At 57.6% G+C, this 21,854-nt stretch carries 15 protein-coding genes; 10 read left to right on the top strand and 5 right to left on the bottom strand.

Translation table 11 applies throughout. The features are described 5' to 3' along the window. Positions 1–183 precede the first annotated feature (183 nt). A complete protein-coding gene (locus tag GH657_RS16080; protein ID WP_153102039.1) occupies positions 184–1,797 on the top strand; it encodes an ABC-F family ATP-binding cassette domain-containing protein in 1,614 nt (537 codons plus the stop codon). A gap of 104 nt (positions 1,798–1,901) precedes the next feature. Here GH657_RS16080 and GH657_RS16075 read toward each other — a convergent pair whose 3' ends face one another. Continuing rightward, positions 1,902–2,684 (bottom strand): M15 family metallopeptidase, encoded by a 783-nt coding sequence (locus tag GH657_RS16075; RefSeq protein WP_220094868.1) that lies wholly within the window; start codon positions 2,682–2,684, stop codon positions 1,902–1,904. Between the two features lie 236 nt (positions 2,685–2,920). Continuing rightward, positions 2,921–3,901: a DNA-binding protein gene (locus tag GH657_RS16070; protein ID WP_174770005.1), complete on the bottom strand. Its 981-nt coding sequence runs from the start codon at positions 3,899–3,901 to the stop codon at positions 2,921–2,923. 196 nt (positions 3,902–4,097) lie between these two features. Between GH657_RS16070 and GH657_RS16065 the strand changes: the two genes are divergently transcribed. The 3 genes from GH657_RS16065 to GH657_RS16055 all read left to right on the top strand — a co-directional run bounded on the left by GH657_RS16065 (position 4,098) and on the right by GH657_RS16055 (position 9,074). Then, positions 4,098–5,378: a tyrosine-type recombinase/integrase gene (locus tag GH657_RS16065; RefSeq protein ID WP_246174197.1), complete on the top strand. Its 1,281-nt coding sequence runs from the start codon at positions 4,098–4,100 to the stop codon at positions 5,376–5,378. An 86-nt stretch (positions 5,379–5,464) separates the two neighbouring features. After that, positions 5,465–6,391 carry a class A beta-lactamase gene (gene bla, locus GH657_RS16060; protein ID WP_153102036.1) on the top strand — a complete coding sequence of 309 codons (927 nt, stop codon included), beginning with the start codon at positions 5,465–5,467 and terminating at the stop codon, positions 6,389–6,391. Positions 6,392–6,689: 298 nt separating this feature from the next. Next, the gene (locus tag GH657_RS16055) at positions 6,690–9,074 is read left to right on the top strand and encodes a Rad50 family protein (RefSeq protein ID WP_153102035.1); all 2,385 of its coding nucleotides are present in this window, start codon (positions 6,690–6,692) and stop codon (positions 9,072–9,074) included. 14 nt (positions 9,075–9,088) lie between these two features. Here the strand turns inward: GH657_RS16055 and GH657_RS16050 are convergent, their stop codons facing one another. Beyond that, positions 9,089–9,949, bottom strand: a complete 861-nt coding sequence (locus tag GH657_RS16050; RefSeq protein WP_220094867.1) for an IclR family transcriptional regulator — start codon at positions 9,947–9,949, stop codon at positions 9,089–9,091. Positions 9,950–10,225: 276 nt separating this feature from the next. On the opposite strand from GH657_RS16050, the gene GH657_RS16045 reads away from it, so the two are divergent. The 6 genes from GH657_RS16045 (at position 10,226) to GH657_RS16020 (ending at position 17,695) form a co-directional block, all read left to right on the top strand. Then, positions 10,226–11,560: an MFS transporter gene (locus tag GH657_RS16045; RefSeq protein ID WP_153102034.1), complete on the top strand. Its 1,335-nt coding sequence runs from the start codon at positions 10,226–10,228 to the stop codon at positions 11,558–11,560. A 108-nt stretch (positions 11,561–11,668) separates the two neighbouring features. Beyond that, the gene (locus GH657_RS16040; RefSeq protein ID WP_153102033.1) at positions 11,669–12,718 is read left to right on the top strand and encodes a 2-dehydro-3-deoxygalactonokinase; all 1,050 of its coding nucleotides are present in this window, start codon (positions 11,669–11,671) and stop codon (positions 12,716–12,718) included. Then, complete coding sequence (locus tag GH657_RS16035; protein ID WP_153102032.1) at positions 12,711–13,409, top strand: 2-dehydro-3-deoxy-6-phosphogalactonate aldolase; 699 nt, start codon at positions 12,711–12,713, stop codon at positions 13,407–13,409. The genes GH657_RS16040 and GH657_RS16035 overlap by 8 nt, the downstream gene beginning before the upstream one ends. 135 nt (positions 13,410–13,544) lie before the next feature. Further along, positions 13,545–15,272: an IlvD/Edd family dehydratase gene (locus tag GH657_RS16030; protein WP_153102031.1), complete on the top strand. Its 1,728-nt coding sequence runs from the start codon at positions 13,545–13,547 to the stop codon at positions 15,270–15,272. Between the two features lie 94 nt (positions 15,273–15,366). Then, positions 15,367–16,722 carry an MFS transporter gene (locus tag GH657_RS16025; RefSeq protein WP_153102030.1) on the top strand — a complete coding sequence of 452 codons (1,356 nt, stop codon included), beginning with the start codon at positions 15,367–15,369 and terminating at the stop codon, positions 16,720–16,722. Between the two features lie 40 nt (positions 16,723–16,762). Further along, positions 16,763–17,695, top strand: coding sequence for a dihydrodipicolinate synthase family protein (locus GH657_RS16020; RefSeq protein WP_174770004.1), 933 nt, complete (start codon positions 16,763–16,765; stop codon positions 17,693–17,695). Positions 17,696–17,853: 158 nt separating this feature from the next. Here the strand turns inward: GH657_RS16020 and GH657_RS16015 are convergent, their stop codons facing one another. Both GH657_RS16015 and GH657_RS16010 read right to left on the bottom strand, forming a co-directional pair. Beyond that, positions 17,854–20,136, bottom strand: coding sequence for an amylo-alpha-1,6-glucosidase (locus GH657_RS16015; RefSeq protein WP_153102029.1), 2,283 nt, complete (start codon positions 20,134–20,136; stop codon positions 17,854–17,856). A gap of 229 nt (positions 20,137–20,365) precedes the next feature. Then, on the bottom strand, positions 20,366–21,364 hold the full coding sequence (locus GH657_RS16010; protein ID WP_153102028.1) for an N-acetylmuramoyl-L-alanine amidase: 999 nt from the start codon (positions 21,362–21,364) through the stop codon (positions 20,366–20,368). Positions 21,365–21,854 lie beyond the last annotated feature (490 nt).

The raw sequence follows: 21,854 nt of genomic DNA, 5'->3' as shown, positions 1-21,854 counted from the left end.
GAGTGTTTTTAGAGGGCTGAGTTTGACAGTTGAAAACCTGAAATTTTATAATTAGGTCTCTTTTACGTTTCATGTCAGGCGTTCGTCCGATGCGCAATTAATTAATGCCCGCTGCCATCTCAGGCAGCCTTCATGCAGCTCCTTCCGGGAGTTGTTCTGGTGCATTAATTTCAAGGTTATCGCATGACGAATCCCATTCTCACACTGGAACACGTTTCTTTTATATTGCCTGACGGCAAACCGCTTTTCTCCGAACTCACTGAACAATTTGACCATCACCACACCGGACTGGTGGGGAACAATGGTGTCGGTAAGAGCCTGCTGGCCAAGATACTGGCTGGTCTGCTTACACCAACTTCCGGCCAGCGTCGTTGCTCAGGTCGCGTCAGGTATCTGGCGCAGCATCTGTTACCTCGGCACTACCATAACGTTGCGATGCTGGCGGGAGTCGACGCCCAGCTAGCCGCGCTAAAACGCATTGAAGCAGGAAGCGCCGACCCGGCTGATTTTGATCTTGTCGGTGACGGTTGGGACATTCGCCAACGCTTGCAAACGCAGCTTGAGTCTGCGGGATTGGGCTACCTTGCGCCAGAATCAGCGGTCAACCGACTGAGCGGCGGGGAAGCAATGCGGGTGGCACTGACTGGCGCGACGTTATCGGAGGCGGATTTTCTTATTCTTGATGAGCCAACCAACCATCTGGATGCTGCCAGCCGATTAGCGTTGATGCAGCAACTGCAACAATGGCCGCATGGCCTGCTGGTCATCAGCCATGATCGAAAGCTGTTGCAACAGATGGAACGGATTGTCGAATTATCGTCGCTCGGTTTACGCAACTACGGCGGCAACTATGATTTATATCAGCAGATGAAAGCGCAAGAGACAGTCGTCGCCGCGCAAAACCTTGAGCGCCTCAAAACCGGGCACAAGCGAGAAGAGCAAGCTTTACGTGAGCAGCGTGAACGGCTCGAAAAACGTCAGTCTCGTGGCTATCGTCAGGGCAAAGAGGCTAATCAGGCAAAGCTACTGTTGAGCCGTCAAAAAAGCCGTAGCGAGGCCTCGACAGGCAAGCTGGTAAAACAGCAGGCCCAGGCGCGGGCGCAACTCCACCAGCAGGTTCAGCAGGCAGCAAAGGAAATTGAGGCATCAACAGCTATCGTCATGCACTCACTCTCCTCATTCAGGGCATTGCCACAGAATGTGGCCACATTGACCGATGCCGTTTTACCCTTTGCCCCTGCACCTTTTAGCCAGATAACGCTGACCATTAACGGTGGCCAGCGGATTGGAGTTGTCGGTTCAAACGGCTGCGGTAAATCGACGTTGTTAAAAGTATTAGCGGGCCTGTTGCCGCTGGAGTCGGGTCATGGTGAGGTCTGGGTTAAAACGGCTTATCTTGACCAGCAGCTTTCCATTCTGGACCCACAAAAAACGGTTCTCGAGCAACTTCTGGCGGTGAACACTCAGGCAGGCGAACCCCAACTGCGTATGCAGCTTGCCCAGCTCGGATTAGATGCAACCCGGGCGTCACTGCCCTGTAGCAAACTCAGCGGCGGCGAACAGCTTAAAGCCGCGCTGGCAACAGTGATTTATGCCGAGTCGCCCGCCAGCTTTTTACTACTCGACGAACCGGGCAATCATCTGGATTTTTCCTCTCTGTATGCACTAGAGTCTTTGCTCAATCAGTATCGGGGAACCCTGATGGTGGTGTCACACGATGAGGTATTTCTCAATCGAATTGGACTGACGCATTGGCTGGTTGCGGGTAAGAAGGGCTGGGAATTCTCTTTTCATTGACATTTTGTATAAGGGGTTCGGGGAGCAATAACGTGGACGTGGTCGTGGTCGTGGCCAAATGGGGAGAGTCGTGTCACGTCTCAACGGCCTGGCCGGTTCACTTCTTACTGCATCCCTAACTGCTGTTCCACCGGGAAATCAAAATAGGTGTCTGGGTAGGGTTCGTTGATCAAGGTAAAGTGCCACCACTCAGTGTCCAGTGGCTTAAAGCCAGCCTGAACCATTAAAGATTGTAGTAACAGTCGATTGGCTTTCGCCTGGGCCGGGATATCCTGATAGTCCGGATGCGCTACCGGGCTAAAGCAGTCAAAGCCGGTCCCCATGTCCAGACTGTTATCGGGGGTACGTTGCGACGCGGGTGCAGTGCACTTCATCTGGCTTCGCGCCTTGTCGTAGGCTGGAATTGGGCTGCCGAGTGGCACGATCGTCAAGTCCATGGTACTGCCGCGGCTATGGCCCGACTGATAGGCAATATAACCCTCGCTAAACAAGAGACTCTTATCGACCGCTGAATAAAACTCAGTGCGCATCCTGGTGTTCTCGAGTTCCTTGGCCCATCTGGCGAAATCATTGACAGCAGTTTGCGGCCGGTAGCAATCGTAAACTTTTAAGGTCAGGCCCATCGGCAGCAATCGTTCCTCGACATTCTTAAGCGCCTGCGCCGCGGGCTGAGTCAAAAGGCAATTCGGCGCCTGATAGCCATCAATCTTGCGACCGACGAAATTGTGGTCTGTAACATACCGCATGTCCGTTTGAATCTGTGGCATGACCCTTTTCACATCCACGAAATTGTCGGGCCGACGTGTTTCAAGCGCGATGCTTTCAGCCGATGTGGAAAGCGGCATCGTGGCCAATAACACGCATAGAAGCTTGGTATGAATGTCCACGAGAACTGATTCCAGGTTTGGTATCGGAGTCGCCAGGCAGCCTCTCGATCGCGGCATTGATGGTTGCCTTTGTCCCGGTGATTAAACGTCGTCAATGTCACTTCGCGTGTTTTCGGACAATAACCATCAGATTGCGTTCGGGACGTTAGGACGCTATGTGCGGCGCAATTATAAAGTGCCCGATGGAGCCATATATGAGATTAAACCCAAGTCTAGACACAAGTCGTTTTTGGCCCTCAACCTCCCTTTACGCGTACCTGTGGCACCCGGCGGCGCATGACCTTCGGCATCTTTAGCGCAGAACGCCGCGCGAGTTCATCGGTGAATTTATCCAGTTGCCGCCGCAGCAAATCGGCCTGGGCCTGTTGTCCGGCTAGCGCCGCCGTTTCGAGTGCAAGCCGGTTTTCCAGGCTGGCGCCGTGCGCTTTTGCCATGTGCAAAAGCGACTGGATACGGGCGAGATCGTCTTGCAACTGGTCTCGTTCTGCCTGATGCGCGGTTTCACGCCGCGCCATTTCAGCCTGGGTCCGCTGTGTTTTGGCCCGCTCACTTTCTATTTCAAGCAGTGCGCGCCGTTCCGCGGCGGCGAGCCGCTGTTCATTCTGGCTGAGCGACTGGCGCAGCTTTTCCAGTTCTCCCGCAAAATCCCGTCGCGCTTCAGCCAGTGCCGCTGCGGCGGCTGATGTTTCCTGTTTGGCTTCTATCAACTGTTCGCGCAGCATCGTATTTTCGGTTTGCTGTTCCACCCGATGCGCATTCAGCTCGGCCAGACGCCGCTGAGCGTCTGCTGTGGCCTGTGCTGCCTGTATGGCGGAGGCTTCGGCAGCCTGGCGTTGTTGCGTGGCCTCGAGCGCAGCTTTGCGGGCGATCTCGACCTCTTGCTGCGCGTCCTGGCGAAAAGCGGCCAGGCCTTCGGCGGCGGTTTCGCTCGACATCCGCCAGAGCGTAGCGGCCAGTTCGCCGGCAGCGGTCGCCACCTCGGACGGCAAATCCGGCTGACCAACGTCGATCCGGGTTTTATCCCGCATGTCCGCCCAAAAATCCTTGAGCGCTTTCGCTGGCGCACTCATGCTGCCTTTGCGCACCAGTTGATAAAGCTTGTTGGCGGTCGGGGTTTCGCCATAACGGAAAAACATGAGCGCGCAGACTTCCCGGTAAAGCGTTTGGGTGTCGGTGATCCGTTCACGCAGCGTCTGGATTTCGGCTTCGAGAGTCATGGTAGGGAGTTGAGTTGGAATGGCCAGCAACGGCATGAAAATAATACAACATAAAACGTTGAGTATTTAACACTTAATCCGCTGGACACCTCTGTAACACGACATTAGTACTATAATGTCGTGTTACAGAGGGCAGCCAAAACAGCCCGCCGAAGCCACTTCATCCGTTCAATCCTGCTTTTTGAGGCATTGCGCCGTGTCAAATCCGCCTGTTACGCCAAACGCAAGCATTGCAGCGCTCACGCCCATCGCCCCCGTTGAGTTATTGATCCTGCCCGAGCGTCTCGATGGCCGCGACGGGGCCAACCGTGCGGACGACGCTCACTCCCAGCTTTCTGCGCAAAACGATCTGGATGCGGTTCGCGCGTGGCTCGCCAATTACGCCGAAACCAAAACCACGTTCGACAATTACCGCAAGGAGGCCGAGCGTCTGTTGCTCTGGGCCGTGGCGCACATGGAAAAACCGCTGTCGTCGCTGACCCATGAAGATTTGCTGCGCTACCGGGCTTTTCTGGCCGATCCGCAACCCGCTGCGCGCTGGGTATCCAGCACCGGGGGCAAATATCCGCGCGGCGATGCGCGCTGGCGGCCGTTCAATGGCCCGCTTGCGGTGGCCAGCCAGCGGCAGGCGCTGATTATTCTGAATGCGATGTTCGCCTGGCTTGTGCATGCCGGTTATCTGCGAGGCAATCCGATGGCGCTGTTGCGCCAGCGCACCCAGCGTTCTGCGCCGCGCATTACGCGTTATCTCTCCACCTCGCTGTGGGACGAAGTCAAATGTTTCATCGCGCAACTGCCCGAGGCCAGCGAACGCGAGCGGGCCTATGCCGCACGCAGCCGCTGGCTGGCCACGCTGTTCTATCTCCAGGGCATGCGGATTTCGGAAGTCGCTAATGGCCAAATGGGGCATTTCATGCGCCGCCTTGGCGCTGACGGGCAGCATCAGTGGTGGCTCGAAACACTCGGCAAAGGCAGCAAGGTGCGCATCGTGCCGGCTTCAGCTGAATTGATCGCCGAAATGAGCCGTTATCGGCTCGCGCATGGTTTGTCCGCCCTGCCCACGCGTGCTGAAGAAACGCCGTTGATTCTTCCGTTGAGTGGTGCCATGCGCTGTTTATCGCGCTCAGCCGTGCATGACGCGATCAAGCGTATTTTTGCCGATGCCGCAGGCTCGCTGAGATCGCGCGGGCTAGCGTTCGCTGATCGGGCCGACGAACTGGAGCAGGCCTCGGCGCACTGGCTGCGACATACCGCTGGCTCGCATATGGCCGATGGTGGTGTGGATTTGCGGACTGTGCGTGACAATCTCGGCCATGTTTCGCTGAACACGACCAGCCTTTATCTGCATGCTGAAGACGATGAACGCCACCGTGAAACGGTTCAGCGGCACCGGATGGGCTGGAATGCCTTACCTGACACCTCTGACACGCCCGGCCCACCCAACGACGAGCCCGGCGATACGCCAGACACGGCCTGACGGGTTCTGGCGCCAACGCGCATTCAAGGTTTCAAGGTTCAACGTCCCCTCATCCTGATTTGCTTCATTCGCCAGGTTCAGCCCTCATGAACAACGTCCTGACTCGCCGTAAATGCTTGCTTGCAGCCGCATCGCTTGCCGCGTCATTACCCTTTATCACCGGCCGCGTCCTTGCGCGGCCTACAGATCAAGCTGCCAGACACAATCACCATCACGAGTCACTGGCCTCGGCGCATGCGTCACTGGCTGAACTGGAGCGCGCCTCGAACGGACGTCTTGGCGTCTTCGCGCTCGCCACAGCAGGCCCTACCTTGTTGAGTTACCGTGCCGACGAGCGCTTTCCGCTGTGCAGCACATTCAAGGTGATGCTCATAGGTGCGGTTCTCGCCCGAAGCAGGCAAACGGAGGGGCTCCTCACGCAGCACATTCTCTATGGCGCAGGCGATCTGGTTGCCTATTCGCCCATCACCCAGCCCCATGCGGGCAATGGCATGAACGTTGCCGCGCTGTGCGCCGCTGCCCTGCAGTACAGCGACAACACAGCGGCGAACCTGTTGTTGAACATTGTCGGCGGGCCTGCGGCGGTGACCGCGTTCGCCCGCGCGATAGGCGATGACACGTTCCGTCTGGATCGCATCGAGCCTGAACTCAATACCGCTGTTCCAGGAGACCCGCGCGATACTTCAAGCCCCGCTGCCATGGCGCGAAGCCTGCAGCGGCTAGTGCTGGGAGATGTGCTGGGCGCACCGCAGCGGCAACAACTGAATGACTGGATGCGGGGCAATACGACAGGTCATGCCCGCATTCGTGCCGGGGTTCCAGCAGCATGGCCGGTCGCCGACAAGACTGGAACGGGCGATTACGGCACCACCAACGATATCGCGGTACTTTGGCCCACTGGTTTACCGCCGGTTGTGCTGGCGATTTATTTCACTCAACACAAACAAGACGCAAAGATGCGCGATGACATGCTGGCTGCCGTGGCCCAGGTGCTGGCGGCAACCTTCGGCTGAGATTGATTGCGCCTGTCCCAACGCTTCGGACAGGCATTTTTTGCGTGATGGAACTCACTCTGCCGCCGATGTTACTTAAGCCCTGAACAGCCAGGGAGCATGCCTGAACGGTATCCGATGGCAACAACACCCTGTTTTACCTCGGCTTGACCTCGCATTTGAGCGTTTTATTTGAGAATTTTTCCAGATAAATAAAGCCGTTTTATGTTTTTCGTTGCAAGCAGTTTGAGCCTGATTAAATATTAATCTTGTTTTAGTGTCAAACTTTCCGCTGATTTAATTTTTACCTGGAGTCGTCATGAAGTTTAATGACATTAAGCGCTTATCTTCCTCTTCAAATAACAAAGCCGATAATGACAATCAGGATGAATACTTTACTGGCTTATTAGACAGGAAGATAACGCAGGCTCCCGTTTCCTCCACATCATCAAAATCCAGAGAAAATCCACAGCCACCTAAAGACACATCACCACCAGTTTATTCCGGATGCAGTGCGGGTGGCGATGGAGTGCCCAGACACGAATATACAAAACAGGTTAATGCCCTGCGTCAACAGCTAGATGAAGAAACATTAACCGAAGCGGACCTTGAAAAAGCGCTGGATCAGTTTGGCCATGACTGGATGCGTAACGTTCAAGCACTTCTTCCGCAGATTTTAAAAAATCCTTATTTTTCTCGTGTGGTAATGAAAAAGTGGATCAAGAGCTGCCAGAAAAATAATGCAGCGCCTGATTCCGCATTAAAACCGGCTATTTCAAGGCCGCTCAATCGGACAGCTCCTCCGCCTGTTGCTAAAGCGTTGGCCAGACCCGCACCGCATGCCGCACCACAAGCCACGGTGAGAAAGGCACAGTCCACCGTTCCAGCGGCCGGCCGTGAACTAAAGCCTGTTGCGGGCTATTCCCGTGGTTCCCTGCCAGAGGATCACATCAAGGTCTGGGGTCATTGCGAGCGTGGCGGCGAAAGCTCGGCTATCTCGCTGATTCTCAAGACAGCGGATAACCACGATGCCTTGCCCCCTGAACTGGTATTTGATTTTCTGTCGACTTTTTCGACAGAACAGCTGGTCGCTATTTTCCTGAATGAAAAAAATCCGGTTGCCGGATATCTGCTCAGGCAAATCATTTATTTAAATAACGATAAATTGCAATACGCAATTTATCGTGCCTTGTCTGAAAAAAACATTTTTATTGATAAGTCATGGCTGGATGCAGCCTACCGGATGGCGAACAGACCAGTCGTCAATTTAAAGGGAATTCATGCCGGACTGCTTGAATCTAGCCGCAATTTCGAGAAAATATTATTATCCATTGTAGCTAAAGATAATTTGAACGGTATATTGCATGACATTACCAAACTGCTTGATTTAAAATATCTCGATTTAAGTTATCCAGATCTCGATGAAGTGCGCTTGACCCTGATGATGGCAAGGCTGGCAAAGCAGTCGATGACAAGCGATGAAAACGCGCTTAAAAAATGGCAAATTATCATGAAACGCCTGGCGCATCTGGAAGCCCGCGTCAGGAAAAGTGCTTTTTATCAGGAAGATATTATCCCGAATAATTTCGAATATATTCTGGGGAATTTATGGCCGTGCCCCACAGATTATAAAGATAACCCTGAAATGCCTGAAATGCAGGAACAGTACGATGATTCCATGGAAAATGATTCTGATTCTACATCAAGTTCATGCGGATACCCTTCAGGATATGATAGCGATTCGGATTTCAGTGAATATTCCCAAGGGAATACTGATGATAGCAGCGATGAACAATCGGAAAATTCGCAGGCCGATAACGAAAAGCCTGTGATCATTCACGATAAGAAAAACGATATCAGTTTTCCAATAAGCCCAATCAAGCGCAATAGCAATGATGAATTGACTTCAAGTACTTCGGGTAGCGAGGAAAGTCCTCAGGAAATATCGTATTTAAAAAACCATGATTTAAATGAAACGATTGATTTTATGCAACTGAACCCAGAGCAAGAGGATCAGGTCTCAGGGTTATTAAATCGTGGTGCAGAAAATTCATACTCACATCCTGAAATTGAAGAAGAAGAAAATATCGTTCCACAACAATCTGAAAATTCGTTAATCGTCAACGAAGAGCCCGAGACAAATCAAAACAAAATTCTGGACGATGATTTTCTCAATTTAATTACAAAAAATATAGATTCCATGAAAAAAGAACTTCAGGATAAAAATAAAACAATTAATAAGCAATCTATTGAAATTAATGAGCTTTACGCTGAAAATGATAAACTTCACGAGAAGCTTGAGCAACAAAATAATCTTCTTGAGAAAACAGAAGAGGAATATAACGAACTTCGCGGAAATTCCACTCGCCTTTTTCAATTACATGAAAATGACACTGCTCGATATGAAAATGATATTTCAAGCAAATCGAAAGAAATATCGGAACTGAAAAAATCTCTCGCCGCAATCACTAAAGATTTTCACCAGGATCAAGACACAGCGCTTCACACTATCGAAGAAAAAAACATGGAGATCGAAAGGCTATCCAAAAAATCGGCAGAAAATGAACGCACCATTACTCAACTGAAAGACGTCAATGACCGTTTAACTGAAGAAAAATCAAAAATCGCAGAAGAGAATAAAAAATTAGTACAAGAGCATCACGACATGGAACTACGGATTGCATCAAAATGGCAGCAGGGTTGAGTACCAGAAGGATTTCATAGCTGTGAGGTTCGGCGGGGGGCTGTCTGCCTGCCCCGAAAAAAGCCGTCTGCTTGCCCGCCAGCACCCTCTCCTCCCAGCTCTTTCGATATCCCTGTTGCCGCTTCGATCACCATCGGGATCAGTTCCTGAATCCGTTCGTCGGACATATAAGGAGCTGTACTCGAAACGCTCAAGGCCGCAACGATCTCGCCGGTCGCATCGCGGATGGGTGCGGCCACGCAGCGGATGGACGGTTCGTTTTCTTCCAGATCGAGTGCATATCCCCCCGCCACATAGTGCTGCATACCCATAAGAAAGATGTTCCAGGGCTGCGACGGCACCGATGTCGTGGCACGCTCGGCGGATGTCTGCAGCAGCGTTTGCCACGCGCCTTCCCCGAGGCCCAGCATTAATGCCTTGCCGATTCCGGTGCGTGCCACCGGCATCCGGAGCCCAATCCGGGAGCGCATCTCCAGCCCGCGCTGACCGGGGATCTTGTCCAGATAGAGCACGTCGTCATCTTCCCGAACAGCCAGATGGATAGTGTCGCCCGTGGCTTGCGCCAGAGCCTGGAGAAATGGCCTGGCGACGGTTGGCAGGGAAATCGCCTCGCGTGCCTGATAACCCAGTTCGATCAAACGGGAACCTAATACATAGCCGGTTCCTGGCAAGTTGCGCAAATAGCGCTCCTGAACCAGACAGGCTGTCAGACGGTGAGTCGTGCTGCGCGTGGTGCCGAGCGCTTGCGCGATTTCTTTCAGATCCCGCGCGCCTGCCGCCACCGCATGCACGACCGCCAGACCACGCAGCAGCGTTTGCACCCCGATGGGCATGCTGCTGTCTGTATTCATGTCTGTCTTGATGTCGTTAGTCATCTTGATCGTGTCTCGTTCTGTGATTCAGGCAGGCATTTTATTCCAGCATCAAGGGCACAAAAGCAGCAGAGTGTTTCACAAATCCGTTCATTTCCGCCCTAAAAATCCCACATTTTGGGATTGACATTCATATATTGACGCTCAACGGGGCTGTCAGTACAGTCATTCCTCTGACGATCATTGCGGACAACTATGTACCGCAAAAACAGCCAGCCATGAAGGCATCGTTAGAAAGGCGAGCCGCTCACCGTGCTCGTTTTGACGGAGACAAAGCCCATGACCTCGCAAGCGGACGGATTGCACGCCGCAACCCTCGGACGGATTAACCGGCGCCTGCTTCCCTTCCTGATGTTGCTGTACCTGGTCGCTTACATCGATCGCTCCAACATCTCGGTCGCCGCGCTGCAAATGAATGTGGATTTAGGCTTGACGGTGCAAATGTATGGTCTCGGCGCAGGCCTGTTTTACGTCACGTACATCCTGTTCGAGGTGCCAGGCAATCTGGTTCTGGCCCGTGTGGGCGCACGCCGCTGGATTGCCCGCATCATGCTGACCTGGGGCGTCATCGCGGCGGGCATGGCCTTCATTCAGACGCCCACCCAGTTTTACGTCATGCGTCTGCTGCTGGGCGCTGCTGAAGCGGGCTTCACGCCAGGCATCATTTACTACATTGCGTGCTGGTATCCCTCAAGCGACCGTGCCCGGGCGATGTCGTTTTTCTATATCGGAGCCGCGCTTGCCTCGCTGATCGGCTTACCGCTGTCAGGGGTCTTGCTGGAGCTGCATGGCGGCCTGGGTTTCGCGGGATGGCGCTGGCTGTTCTTCCTTGAAGGCATTCCTGCTGTGCTGCTAGGCTGGGTTGTGCTGCGCCGGCTGCCCGAGCGGCCCGACGATGCACCGTGGCTTGCGCCCGCGCAACGCGCATGGCTCAACCGCGCCTTGTCCGCGGAGACGCCCCGCCACGAGGCCGCACGCAGAACAGAAGCCGGCTTCGCTGCAGAATTAAGCGCACTCAAAACCGCGTTCGGCAGTCGCACCGTCTGGGCGCTGGCGGCCCTCTGGTTGCTGCAGGCTTTTGGCACGATTGGTATCACGCTGTTTCTGCCCTTGCTGGTCAAGAACCTGTCGGGCCAGTCCAATTTCATCGTCGCCAGCCTCTCCGCGCTGCCCTTCCTCCTGGCTTGCGTGCTGATGTATGCCAATGGACATCATTCCGATCTGACCGGTGAACGCACGTTGCATCTGGGCATTCCGCTGATAGGCAGCGGCCTGCTCCTCGCCAGTTGTCTGTATGCCAGCCATGTGCCTACCCGCTACGCGATGCTGGTGCTGGCAATTGGCTTGAACTGGGCTGTGACGCCCGTGTTCTGGGCGCTGACAACCGAATTCGTCTCCGGCATGACCGCTGCGGCGTCGATCGCCCTGATTAACGCGGTGGCCAATCTTGCCGGGCTAGCCTTGCCACCCGCGATGGGGTGGATCAAGGACACCACCCATTCCTATGATCCGGCGCTGTTGCTGATCGCCGCCGCGCTCATGCTGGGCGGCATGCTCGGCTTGCGGATCGCGTCACGAAGCCAACTGCTCAGGCCGGTCTCGCGCCATGTCTAGTTCCATACCGGCCGTTCACGACAAAAGTTGCAAACAGGTTGCAAACAGGCCATCAGCGTCATCACGAAACCCTGAGGTTTCCATCCACCCATGAACCAGGATAAATAAATGCACGCGCCTCAAGCGCAACTCATCGCCCTGGACTGGGGCACCTCGTCCTTGCGCGCGTATTTGCTCGGTGCACAAGCCACCGTGATCGAGCAGCGCCATCTGCCCTGGGGCTTGATGCAGTTGCCGGAGCGCGGTAACGCCCGGGCGTTTGAACAGGCTTTCGCTGCAGTTTGTGGCGCCTGGCTAAGCGCGGCACCCGCGCTCCCCGTGATTGCCGCCGGGATGATTGGCAGCGCGCAAGGCTGGCGCGAAGCCCCCTATCTGGCATTGCCGGTCGATGTCGCACAAATCAGCCAGCAGCTCACGCGCATCGAAACTTCCCTGGGCAAGGTCATCCACGTCATTCCTGGCTTGATCGAGCATTCGCTGTTGCCCAACGTGATCCGGGGCGAGGAAACCCAGGTCATCGGCGCACTGCACGGGCGCTCGCCTACCGTACCGCTCAATCTGCTGATTGGCTTGCCGGGCACGCATTCCAAATGGGTGCGGGTGGAAAGCCGCCACGACGCGTGCCGCCTTCGTCCATGGCCTGCATGGATTACGCATTTCGATACGTTCATGACCGGCGAGGTCTACGCCGCGCTGCGCCACCACACGATTCTCGGCCGCACGATGTCATCGGAAACGCTGACTGACGATGCGGCATTCGCACGGGGACTCGAGGTGATGCGCGCCGGTGTAACCCAGGCGGGTTTGCTCTCGACACTTTTCAGTTGCCGCACATTGGGATTGACCGGCGCGCTGCGACCGGAGGCACAGGCTGACTATCTCTCAGGGCTGCTGATCGGTCATGAGCTGGCGGGCCTTCAAGCCCTCTCGAGCTTGCCGCCAGCAACCTCGCCGAACCCTCTGCCTATCGTGTTGGCGGGCAACGCTGCCTTGTGCCGCCGTTATCAGCGTGCGCTGACGCTCTACGGCTACGCCCCCGCAGAAATCGCCGAACAGGCTGCGGCGGGCGGACTCTGGCAAGTCGCGCAACAGGCCGGATTGATCGACCTCAGGCTGCGCCCAACACACTCAACCGATAAAGGATCTAGCCATGACTGAACCTGCACTGAGCCCACTCAACGCACTCAACCTGTACGGACTGATCGCTATTTTGCGGGGCGTGCTTCCCCACGAGGCCAGTGCGATTGGCCAAGTTTTATATGACGAGGGGTTCCGCCTGATTGAAGTGCCGCTGAATTCGCCTGAGCCCCTGCAAAGCATCCAGACGCTCAGCACCTGTTTGCCTGCAGATTGCCTCGTGGGCGCAGGAACGGTTCTCGCGCCAGAACAAGTCATCCCGCTGCGCAAGGCGGGAGGCCGGCTCATCGTCATGCCGCACTGCGATCCGGCTGTCATTCGCGCAGCCAAAGCGGCTGGGCTCGTGGCGATCCCCGGCGTGGCCACGCCGACGGAAGCTTTTGCCGCGCTCGCGGCAGGCGCTGATGCACTGAAGCTTTTTCCCGCGGAACAACTCGGGCCCAGCACGCTGAAAGCCTGGCGCGCTGTCTTGCACCCCAGCACGGCATTGCTGCCGGTGGGCGGGATCACGCCAGGCCATCTAGCTGATTTTGTGGCCGCGGGCGCCAGCGGTTTCGGGCTGGGCAGCGCGCTCTACACGCCAGGTCTGGACGCAGCGGAGGTCGCGGCGCGGGCGCGCGATTTCATGGCGGCCTGGAAACAGGCGCACTCACCCAGGCGCAAACGGCAAAAAACCGATACCGCTCATCCAGGGGCGGCTAACAGCCAATAGCGCACGGGCGAGAGGCGAACCATGGTTGAGCACGGCGTCCAGCCTCGCCTGAGTCCACCTGTTTGCGCTCATTCCGATATTTCGCCTCCCTCGCCCCTTCTGTCTTCCTCTTCCCTATTACACCTACCCCTCATCATGGACCCCATCGTCAAGAAACCCCTGCGCAGTCAAGCCTGGTTTGGCCGGGCCGACAAGGACGGTTTTATCCACCGTTCATGGATGAAAAATCAGGGTTTGCCGCAGCATCTGTTCGACGGCAGGCCCGTGATTGGCATCTGCAATACCTGGTCGGAACTCACGCCCTGCAACGCGCATTTCCGCGAACTCGCCGAGTACGTCAAAAAAGGAGTCTACGAAGCGGGAGGATTTCCGCTGGAGTTTCCCGTGATGTCGTTAGGCGAATCCAATTTGCGGCCTACCGCCATGCTGTTTCGCAATCTGGTTTCGATGGATGTCGAGGAATCCATTCGCGGCAATCCGCTTGATGGCGTGATTCTGCTGTGCGGTTGCGACAAGACCACCCCCGCACTCCTGATGGGCGCGGCGTCGTGCAACCTGCCCACACTGGCGCTCTCGGGTGGCCCGATGCTGAACGGCCGCTACCGTGGCCAAACCCTCGGCTCCGGCACGGGCGTGTGGCAAATGTCCGAACAGGTGCGCGCGGGCACCCTCACCCTGGAGCAGTTCATCGAAGCGGAAGCCTGCATGAATCGCTCGCGCGGTCATTGCATGACCATGGGCACGGCCTCGACCATGGCCTGCATGGTCGAGGCGCTGGGCATGGGGCTGCCGCACAACGCGGCCATCCCAGCCGTCGATGCGCGCCGTCAGGTGCTGGCGCATTTAGCCGGGCGCCGCATTGTCGAGATGGTCCGGGAAGATTTGACGATGGACCGGATTCTGACGCGTCAGGCCTTCGACAACGCGATCCGCACGAATGCGGCGATTGGCGGCTCGACCAATGCGGTGGTGCATCTGCTGGCGCTGGCGGGCCGCATCGGCGTTGCGCTGAAGCTGGAAGACTGGGAACGCGGCTCCGATGTGCCCTGTCTCGTGAACGTGCAGCCTTCCGGCGAATTTCTGATGGAGGATTTTTACTACGCGGGCGGCCTGCCTGCCGTGCTGCGCGAACTAGGCGAAGCGGGCCTGTTGCACCGGGAAGCGCTGAGCGTCAACGGACACACCTTGTGGGACAACGTTAGCCAGGCGGCCTGCTTCGAGCGCAAGATGATTTTCCCGTTCGCCACGCCCTTTAAGCCTCGTGCGGGCATCGCTGTGCTGAGGGGCAATCTGGCGCCCGACGGAGCGGTAATCAAACCCTCGGCGGCGACCCCGGCCCTCTTGCAGCATCGTGGCCGGGCCGTGGTCTTCGACAGTGTCGAAGACCTGCACGCGCGCATTAACGACGACAGCCTCGAGATCGACGCAAGTTGCGTGATGGTGCTCAAAGGAGCGGGTCCGAAGGGCTACCCGGGTTTTGCCGAGGTCGGCAATATGCCGTTGCCCGCGAAAGTGCTGAAACAGGGCATGACCGACATGGTCCGCATTTCCGATGGCCGCATGAGTGGCACGGCTTACGGCACAGTGGTGCTACACGTGGCGCCGGAAGCCGCGGCGGGCGGGCCACTGGCGCTGGTGCGCGATGGCGACATGATCGAGCTGGATGTCGCCCGGCGCCGCTTGCATCTGGACGTCACCGATGACGAACTGGCTCGCCGGCGAGCCGCCTGGCAAGCGCCACCCGCGCCCGAACGGGGCTGGTACAAGCTGTACGTCGATACCGTGCAACAGGCCAACCTGGGCGCTGATCTGACGTTTCTGGTCGGCGCAAGCGGCGCAGCTGTGCCGCGCGATTCACATTGATGCGGGAATGAATCGGGCCAGCCCCAGGCATCGCGCCAGCCAGCACAACAAGCCAGTCAAAACCAGGCCGCCAGAGAGAACGAGGGACGCCACCATGCACGAGCCACTCTCCCCCGCTGAGCGTGAACGCGTCATCGCCCGAACGGCGCGTGCGCTCATGCCCTTGCTTGGCCTGCTTTATCTCATCGCCTATATCGACCGCCAGAATATCGGCTTTGCCAAGCTGCAAATGGTGGCGGATCTGGGGGTGAGTGAAGCGGCCTATGGTTTCGGCGCCTCGCTGTTTTTCATCGGCTACCTGTTGTTCGAGATACCCAGCAATATCGTGCTCGATAAAGTCGGCGCGCGTCGCTGGTTTGCCCGAATCATGCTGTCGTGGGGCATGGTGACCGTGGCGCTCGCCTTTACCCGCAGCACCACGATGTTTTACCTCCTGCGTTTTCTGCTTGGGGCCTGTGAAGCGGGGTTCTATCCCGGTGTGCTGTATTACTTGACGCTCTGGTTCCCAGCGCGCCAGCGCGCAAAGCTGATTGGCTATTTCATGATGGGCAGCGCAGTCGCCAATGCGATTACGGCCCCTGTGAGCGGCGTCCTGCTCGATTTCGACGGCCTGCTTGGCCTGCGAGGCTGGCAATGGGTGTTTCTGGTCACGGGCATGGCCGCCGTGCTGATGAGCGCGGTGGTCTGGAAGATCTTGCCCGAAACGCCGCACGCGGCGAAATTTCTCACCCCGCGTGAAAAAGACTGGCTGCTCGCCACGTTACGCGCCGAAGCCGCACGCATTGCGCCGGGCATTCACACGAACCCGTTTGCCGTCCTGCTGGATCGGCGCGTGCTGCTTATGGCGTTTTATTTCCTGTTCTTTCCGCTGGCGGCTTACGGCCTGAGTTACTGGCTGCCCACGGTGGTCAAAGGCTTCGGCGTGAGCAATACCGTGAACGGCTTGCTGAATGTCATTCCGTGGCTGCTGGTTGGGGTCGCGTTGTGGTGGGTGCCACGCCACTCCGTGAGCCACAACGAACAGACCTGGCACATCGTCGTGCCCGCGCTACTGGGGGCACTGTTTCTGCTGCTAAGCGTCTTCGTGCCCGGCAATGCGTTGCGTTTTGCTTGCCTGTGCTTCGCGGCAGCGGGCATCTTTGCCGGACAGCCCGTGCTGTGGTCGCTGCCGGGACGCTTTCTGACGGGCGCCAATGCGGCAGCAGGCATCGCCGCCATCAATTCGATTGGCAACCTGGGCGGCTTCATCGCCCAAAACGCCGTCCCCCTGATTCAAGAGCGCACCGGCAGCAGCATCGCGCCGATGCTTTTTCTCTCCGCCTGCATGGCCTTTGGCGCCGTCATGACGTTTGTGCTTCAGGCGCTCATCCGCGCCTCGGAACAAAAAACGTTGCGTCCTGCGGCAAACGGTCCAGAACAGGGCAGACACCCGCGCGCCCAAGTGGATTAAGCGCACCCGGTTTAATTCATCCCTATCGCTATTCGACGTCATGAACTCCTCCACTGCACCCTCGCCCGCCCTCCGCATCGCGGGCATTTACCCTATCCTTTACGCCTTCTTCGACCAGGACAATCGCCTCCAGCGTGCGGCGATGCGCCGTCAGGTCCATGCCGCGATCCTCGCTGGCGCGCCTGGGATCGCCGTATTGGGTCTGGCCACGGAGGTCAGCAAACTGTCCCGCGCCGAACGCGAGCAGGTGATCCTGTGGGCCATGGAAGACAGCGCAGGGGCTTTGCCGCTGACTGTCACGGTCAACGGCGCCTCGGTCGAGGCCCAGCGCGATCTGGCTCATTTCGCGGTGGCGCACGGGGCGCAATGGCTGATCCTGCAGCCACCTCCTCTTCGGGCCGGCGATGCACCCTTGCCTGAAACCTTTTATTTCGATTTTTTTGCCGCGGTCATGGAGGGGCTCGAGGTGCCCGTGGGCATCCAGAACGCGCCCGACTATCTCGGCGTGGGCCTGTCGCCCGAGCGCCTTGAAGCGCTTGCCGCACAATGCCCGAACTTTCGCCTGCTTAAAGGAGAAGGCCCATCCATCGTGCTCGCGGACACCATCGCGCGCATCGGACAGCGGATGCCCGTCCTGAACGGCCGTGGCGGCATGGAGCTGCTTGATAACCTGCGCGCGGGCTGCGCGGGCATGATCGTCGCGCCTGATTGCTTCGACTGGCAACAGCGTATCTATCAGGCGTTCATGCGCGGCGATGAGAAACAAGCTGAAGCGTTATATCAACAGGTACTGCCAACGATAGTCTTCGTCATGCAGTCGCTCGATACGCTGATCTGCTATGGCAAGCGGATTGCGGCGTGGCGCATGGGGTTCGATGTCGTGTACGAACGCGAGGTGAAGTTACGGCCCAGCCGTTTTGGCCTGGAAGCCGCGCGCCGGTTCGCGGACAGGCTAGGGCCATTGAGCCGTTAAAGAGAAAAAGATCAGGACATAGGACATGAATCAGGTTGACTACCCGTTCATGAAAGTACGCTGCGCCAGGCTGTCTGTATAAAAAGCTAACCGTTCTTTTGTTACCGCCAGGGCGAAGCAGGCCCGGCGCCCCGAGCCCGAGCCCACTTTGCTCATGGCTATAACAGCGCCACGACGCGCACTTCGCCTTTTTCCGCCGATGCCACCACCTTGCCATCCACGCGCCGGAACGTGATCGACACCGATGCCTCGCCGACACGCAAATCGTCGATGGCAAGCCAGTCGATTCCGTCCGGCAGCATCGGCTGCTCGATCAGCACCTCACGCTTGGCCGCATCGACCGTCATGCCAAGGCATGCTTCAAGCATCATGAACGGCGAGCCAGCCGCCCATGCCTGGGGCAGACAGGCCACCGGATAAGCGGTCGGAGGCTCGCCCCGGCGGCGTGGAAAACCGCAAAAGAGTTCGGGCAGCCGCATATCGAAATTGACTGCGGCCTGAAACAGCGCCTGTAACAGCCGCACCGCCGCGGCTTTGCCGCCATAAGCCGCTAGCCCACGCGCACACAGCGCGTTGTCGTGCGGCCAGACCGAGCCGTTGTGGTAGGCCATCGGATTAAAACGCGACTGGCCTGCGGCCAGCGTGCGCACGCCCCAACCGGTATGAAACAGCGCTGAGCCCAGCACATGCACCACCGCTTCACCGCGTTTGCGCTCGGGCAGGCCAAACGCCAGCAGATGGCCTGCGTTCGATGCCAGCACCCGGCACAACTCGCCATGGCCATCGAGCGCGATGCCGTAGAACCCGGCATCCTCCATCCAGTATTTTTCTTCGACACAGGCGCGAATCGTTTGCGCCCTCTGGGCATATTGCTGCGCGTTGCTGCTGTCACCGCGCAGCGTGGAAAAATGCGCCATCGTATCGAATGCGGCACTGGCATAGGCCTGCACTTCGACGAGGGCAATCGGACCATCTGGAAAGCGGCCATCGGCATGGAATACCGAATCGTGGCTGTCTTTCCAGCCCTGGTTGGCAAGCCCGCCATCCGAGGCACGCTGATAGTCGAGCAAGCCAAAGCGGTTCCTGTCACAGACGCCCGCCACCCACTGCGTGGCCAGCTTGAGAGCCGGCCAAAGCTCGTCGATCAGGTCGAGATCGCCGGTGCGTGCGGCATAGGCGCCGGCCAGCACGATAAACAGCGGAGTCGTATCGACACCGCCGTAATACAGCGCAAACGGCACTTCGCCGGTAGCGGCCATCTCGCTTTTGCGCATCTCGTGCATGATCTTGCCCACCGCCGCATCCCGAAAGGCGGAGTCCTCCAGCGCCTGATGCTGCGCCAGAAAACGCAAGACGCCGCGCGCCAGCGCGGGCTGCAACCACAACGTCTGCAGCGAGGTAATCACCGCATCGCGGCCAAACGGCGTGGAAAACCACGGAATTCCGGCGTAGGGATACGGGCCGCTCGCCAGATCGGTGGTGAGCAAATCGAGATCCGCGAAGGAACGGTCGATCCACGCGTTAAACAGCGGATTGCTGGAGCGCACGCGCGCGGTGCCACGACGCCGGCCGCGCATCATCAAATGCGCCTCGACCAGCCCGGCGCGCACTGCGGCGCGTCCGACTCGAGGCCGCGCCGCGCCGATCTGCGACCAGTGGCCTGAGCGCACAGCGGCATCGGGGGCTGTGCTGGGCGTTGCCGTGGCGGCGGAATCAGGCGCTTCGAGCCGTACCGCGACCGCCAGATAAATCGAGACGCAGGTCTGCGCCGGAAGCTGCACCGAATAATCGGCACGATCGGCGAGCAATTGTTGAGGGGCCGGCGAGAACGCGATGCGCACGCGCCGCGCGACCTGATCGAGCCCGATATAGCCTAGCCGCACTTCACCGTCTTCAACGCGCGGCGGCTCGATCTCGCCGCGCTGGGTCCGCGTCAGACCGCGTACTTCGAACATGTCGCGGAAATCGCTGGCGAATGAAATAGACAGTGGAACGATGGCATCGTTGGTGCCGTAATTGGTCAGCTCGATGGCCTCGTTGAGGACCGAGCCTGACAGCACCCTGACCCGCTGCACGTGGATCACGCCTTCGGGCGTACTCGTGCCGCCGAGGGGCGGCAGCGGGCGGTTGGTCAGGTGCGCGGTGAAAGCGGTGTTATCGCTGCTGACGCTGCCCGATAACAACGACGGCGCCCGCCCGCCAAACGTCAGACGCAACTGCGACAGCACCCGGGTGTCATTGACAAACAGGCCGTCATCCTTGCCGGTGATATCTCCGAGGGGATCGTTGACGATAAAGGTGTCGTCCGATTTCAGCACATACTGCTTGGCGCTGGCGACATTCTGGTTTTCGGGCGCGATGAAGGCGTCGCTGGACGCGCTGGCCACGTGATCGGCGCCACCTGCATTGCTTAGGCCGCCGAGTGCTTCTGGATCTTGCATCTACCCGCTCCTGTGCGATTAGCCGGGCTCCGATTGTAGACGCTCGGGAGCCGTCGCACGCGCTGTTTGTCCCGGGCATAAAGCAAAATTTAAATTACCGTTCAAGCAAATGGAAAAAACCAGAAGCCCGTCCGCGACAGGAAATAACAGCGCATCGGCGCTGAGGCGGTATTGCGTACCTTTGCCAAGACCTGGCCTGGCCTTAAGCCCGATGACACTGTGTTTTCAGTTATAGGCCATCGCCTTTTTCGTTGGTGTGCTCCCCTGGCTCCCTTGGCTCCACTTGCCGAAGTGTGGCTGGACTGGACTGTGAGCGGTCACGATGCATATATTTTTCCAGCAAGGCATCGAGAATCGCCACGGTTTCGACATCGGGAACGCCGTCGTATCGCGCCTGACGAAAATGCATCTGGAACGCTGACACAACGTTGGTTGTTTGCAGATCGAGTACGCCCGTCTGGGGCGAGTCATAACCATACGCCAGCAGTTTTTCCTGGAGTGACGCGATGTCGCCGTTGAACGGCCGGCGGCTACTATAAAAACCGGTTGCTTCTGCTTCGGGCCAGGCGCCGATACCGTACTTCTCATATAACTGTTGCCACGGAAACAGCGGGCCCGGATCGACCTTGCGCCCCGGCGCCACGTCGGAATGCCCAACAACTTTTTGCGGCAGGATTTCGTGGCGCGCGATGACATCGGCCGCGAGCTTGCCGACCACGGCAATTTGTGCGGGCGTATAGGGATACCAGCGGCGCTTCATGAGCGGTAAGTTTTCGTCCTCTTTCGGATAACCCACGTTGACGATTTCGATGCCGATCGAGCCCGCATTGAGCATCCGGTCGCCTTGCCAATAACTGACACCGGCATGCCACGCGCGGCGCGCTTCCGGTACCAGCGCAAGCACACGGAAACGCCCGCCGTCACTAATCCCATCCGGGACAAGGTAGTGCGAGCTCACCTGCCTTTGTGGATCGGTTAGCGTGGCGAGCGACTTTGCCAGCGGCCCGGCGGTGTAATGCAGCACCAGATCACGCACGCGCGAATCCTGATTGGGCGACTGAAACGAGGTATCGATCGTATACGTGGCATCCTGCAATTCCTGCGCGATACTGCTGCCGCATCCCGCGAGCGGCAATGCCAGCGTACCGGCTGACCATATCGAACTTTTTGCCAAAAAATCACGCCGTCCCAGACTGGTGACGGGTAAAGCTTGCTGTTCTTTTCTCATGTTATTTGAAGCTCCATACAGTGAGTCGCGCCGTGGTCAGGTGCCATGCTCAACGCTAGCGTCAACGGCCCGGTGAATGTCGCCAGCAGAGCCAGCAGATAAGCGTTTTAAGGGCGCGCCAATTTTCATGATTAACGATTCCTCTGTAAATGAGAGGCATCCTAAGTTCGTCCGAAACGGTGGACTATTTCTCGCCTTTGGGCCGCTGGCAGGGTGACCTCGCCCGTGACCGCTGCCCGTCAAGTTGAGCGCGCCGGTTCAAGAACCCGGTTATAAGTTTAGAGCGCTATGTTGCCGAGGCGGCTTGGTGCAAGGCGATGGAATACCCGTGAGGTTGAAGGGGCGAAAACAATACAAGCCATGGTCATGCGTCATATCGGCACCGCAATTGTTGGTTAATTGTTGATTTTTTACGACTACTCTGTGTGAGAAATTTTTTTTCAGCCAATTCTGATTACAATCCGCGCGTGACAAATTTCTCTCCCGATAC

The organism is Paraburkholderia hayleyella (genome assembly GCF_009455685.1).
Classification (GTDB): Bacteria; Pseudomonadota; Gammaproteobacteria; order Burkholderiales; family Burkholderiaceae; genus Paraburkholderia; species Paraburkholderia hayleyella.
Note: the sequence above shows the minus strand (reverse complement) of the source record. Positions and strands in the feature narration are given on the sequence as shown.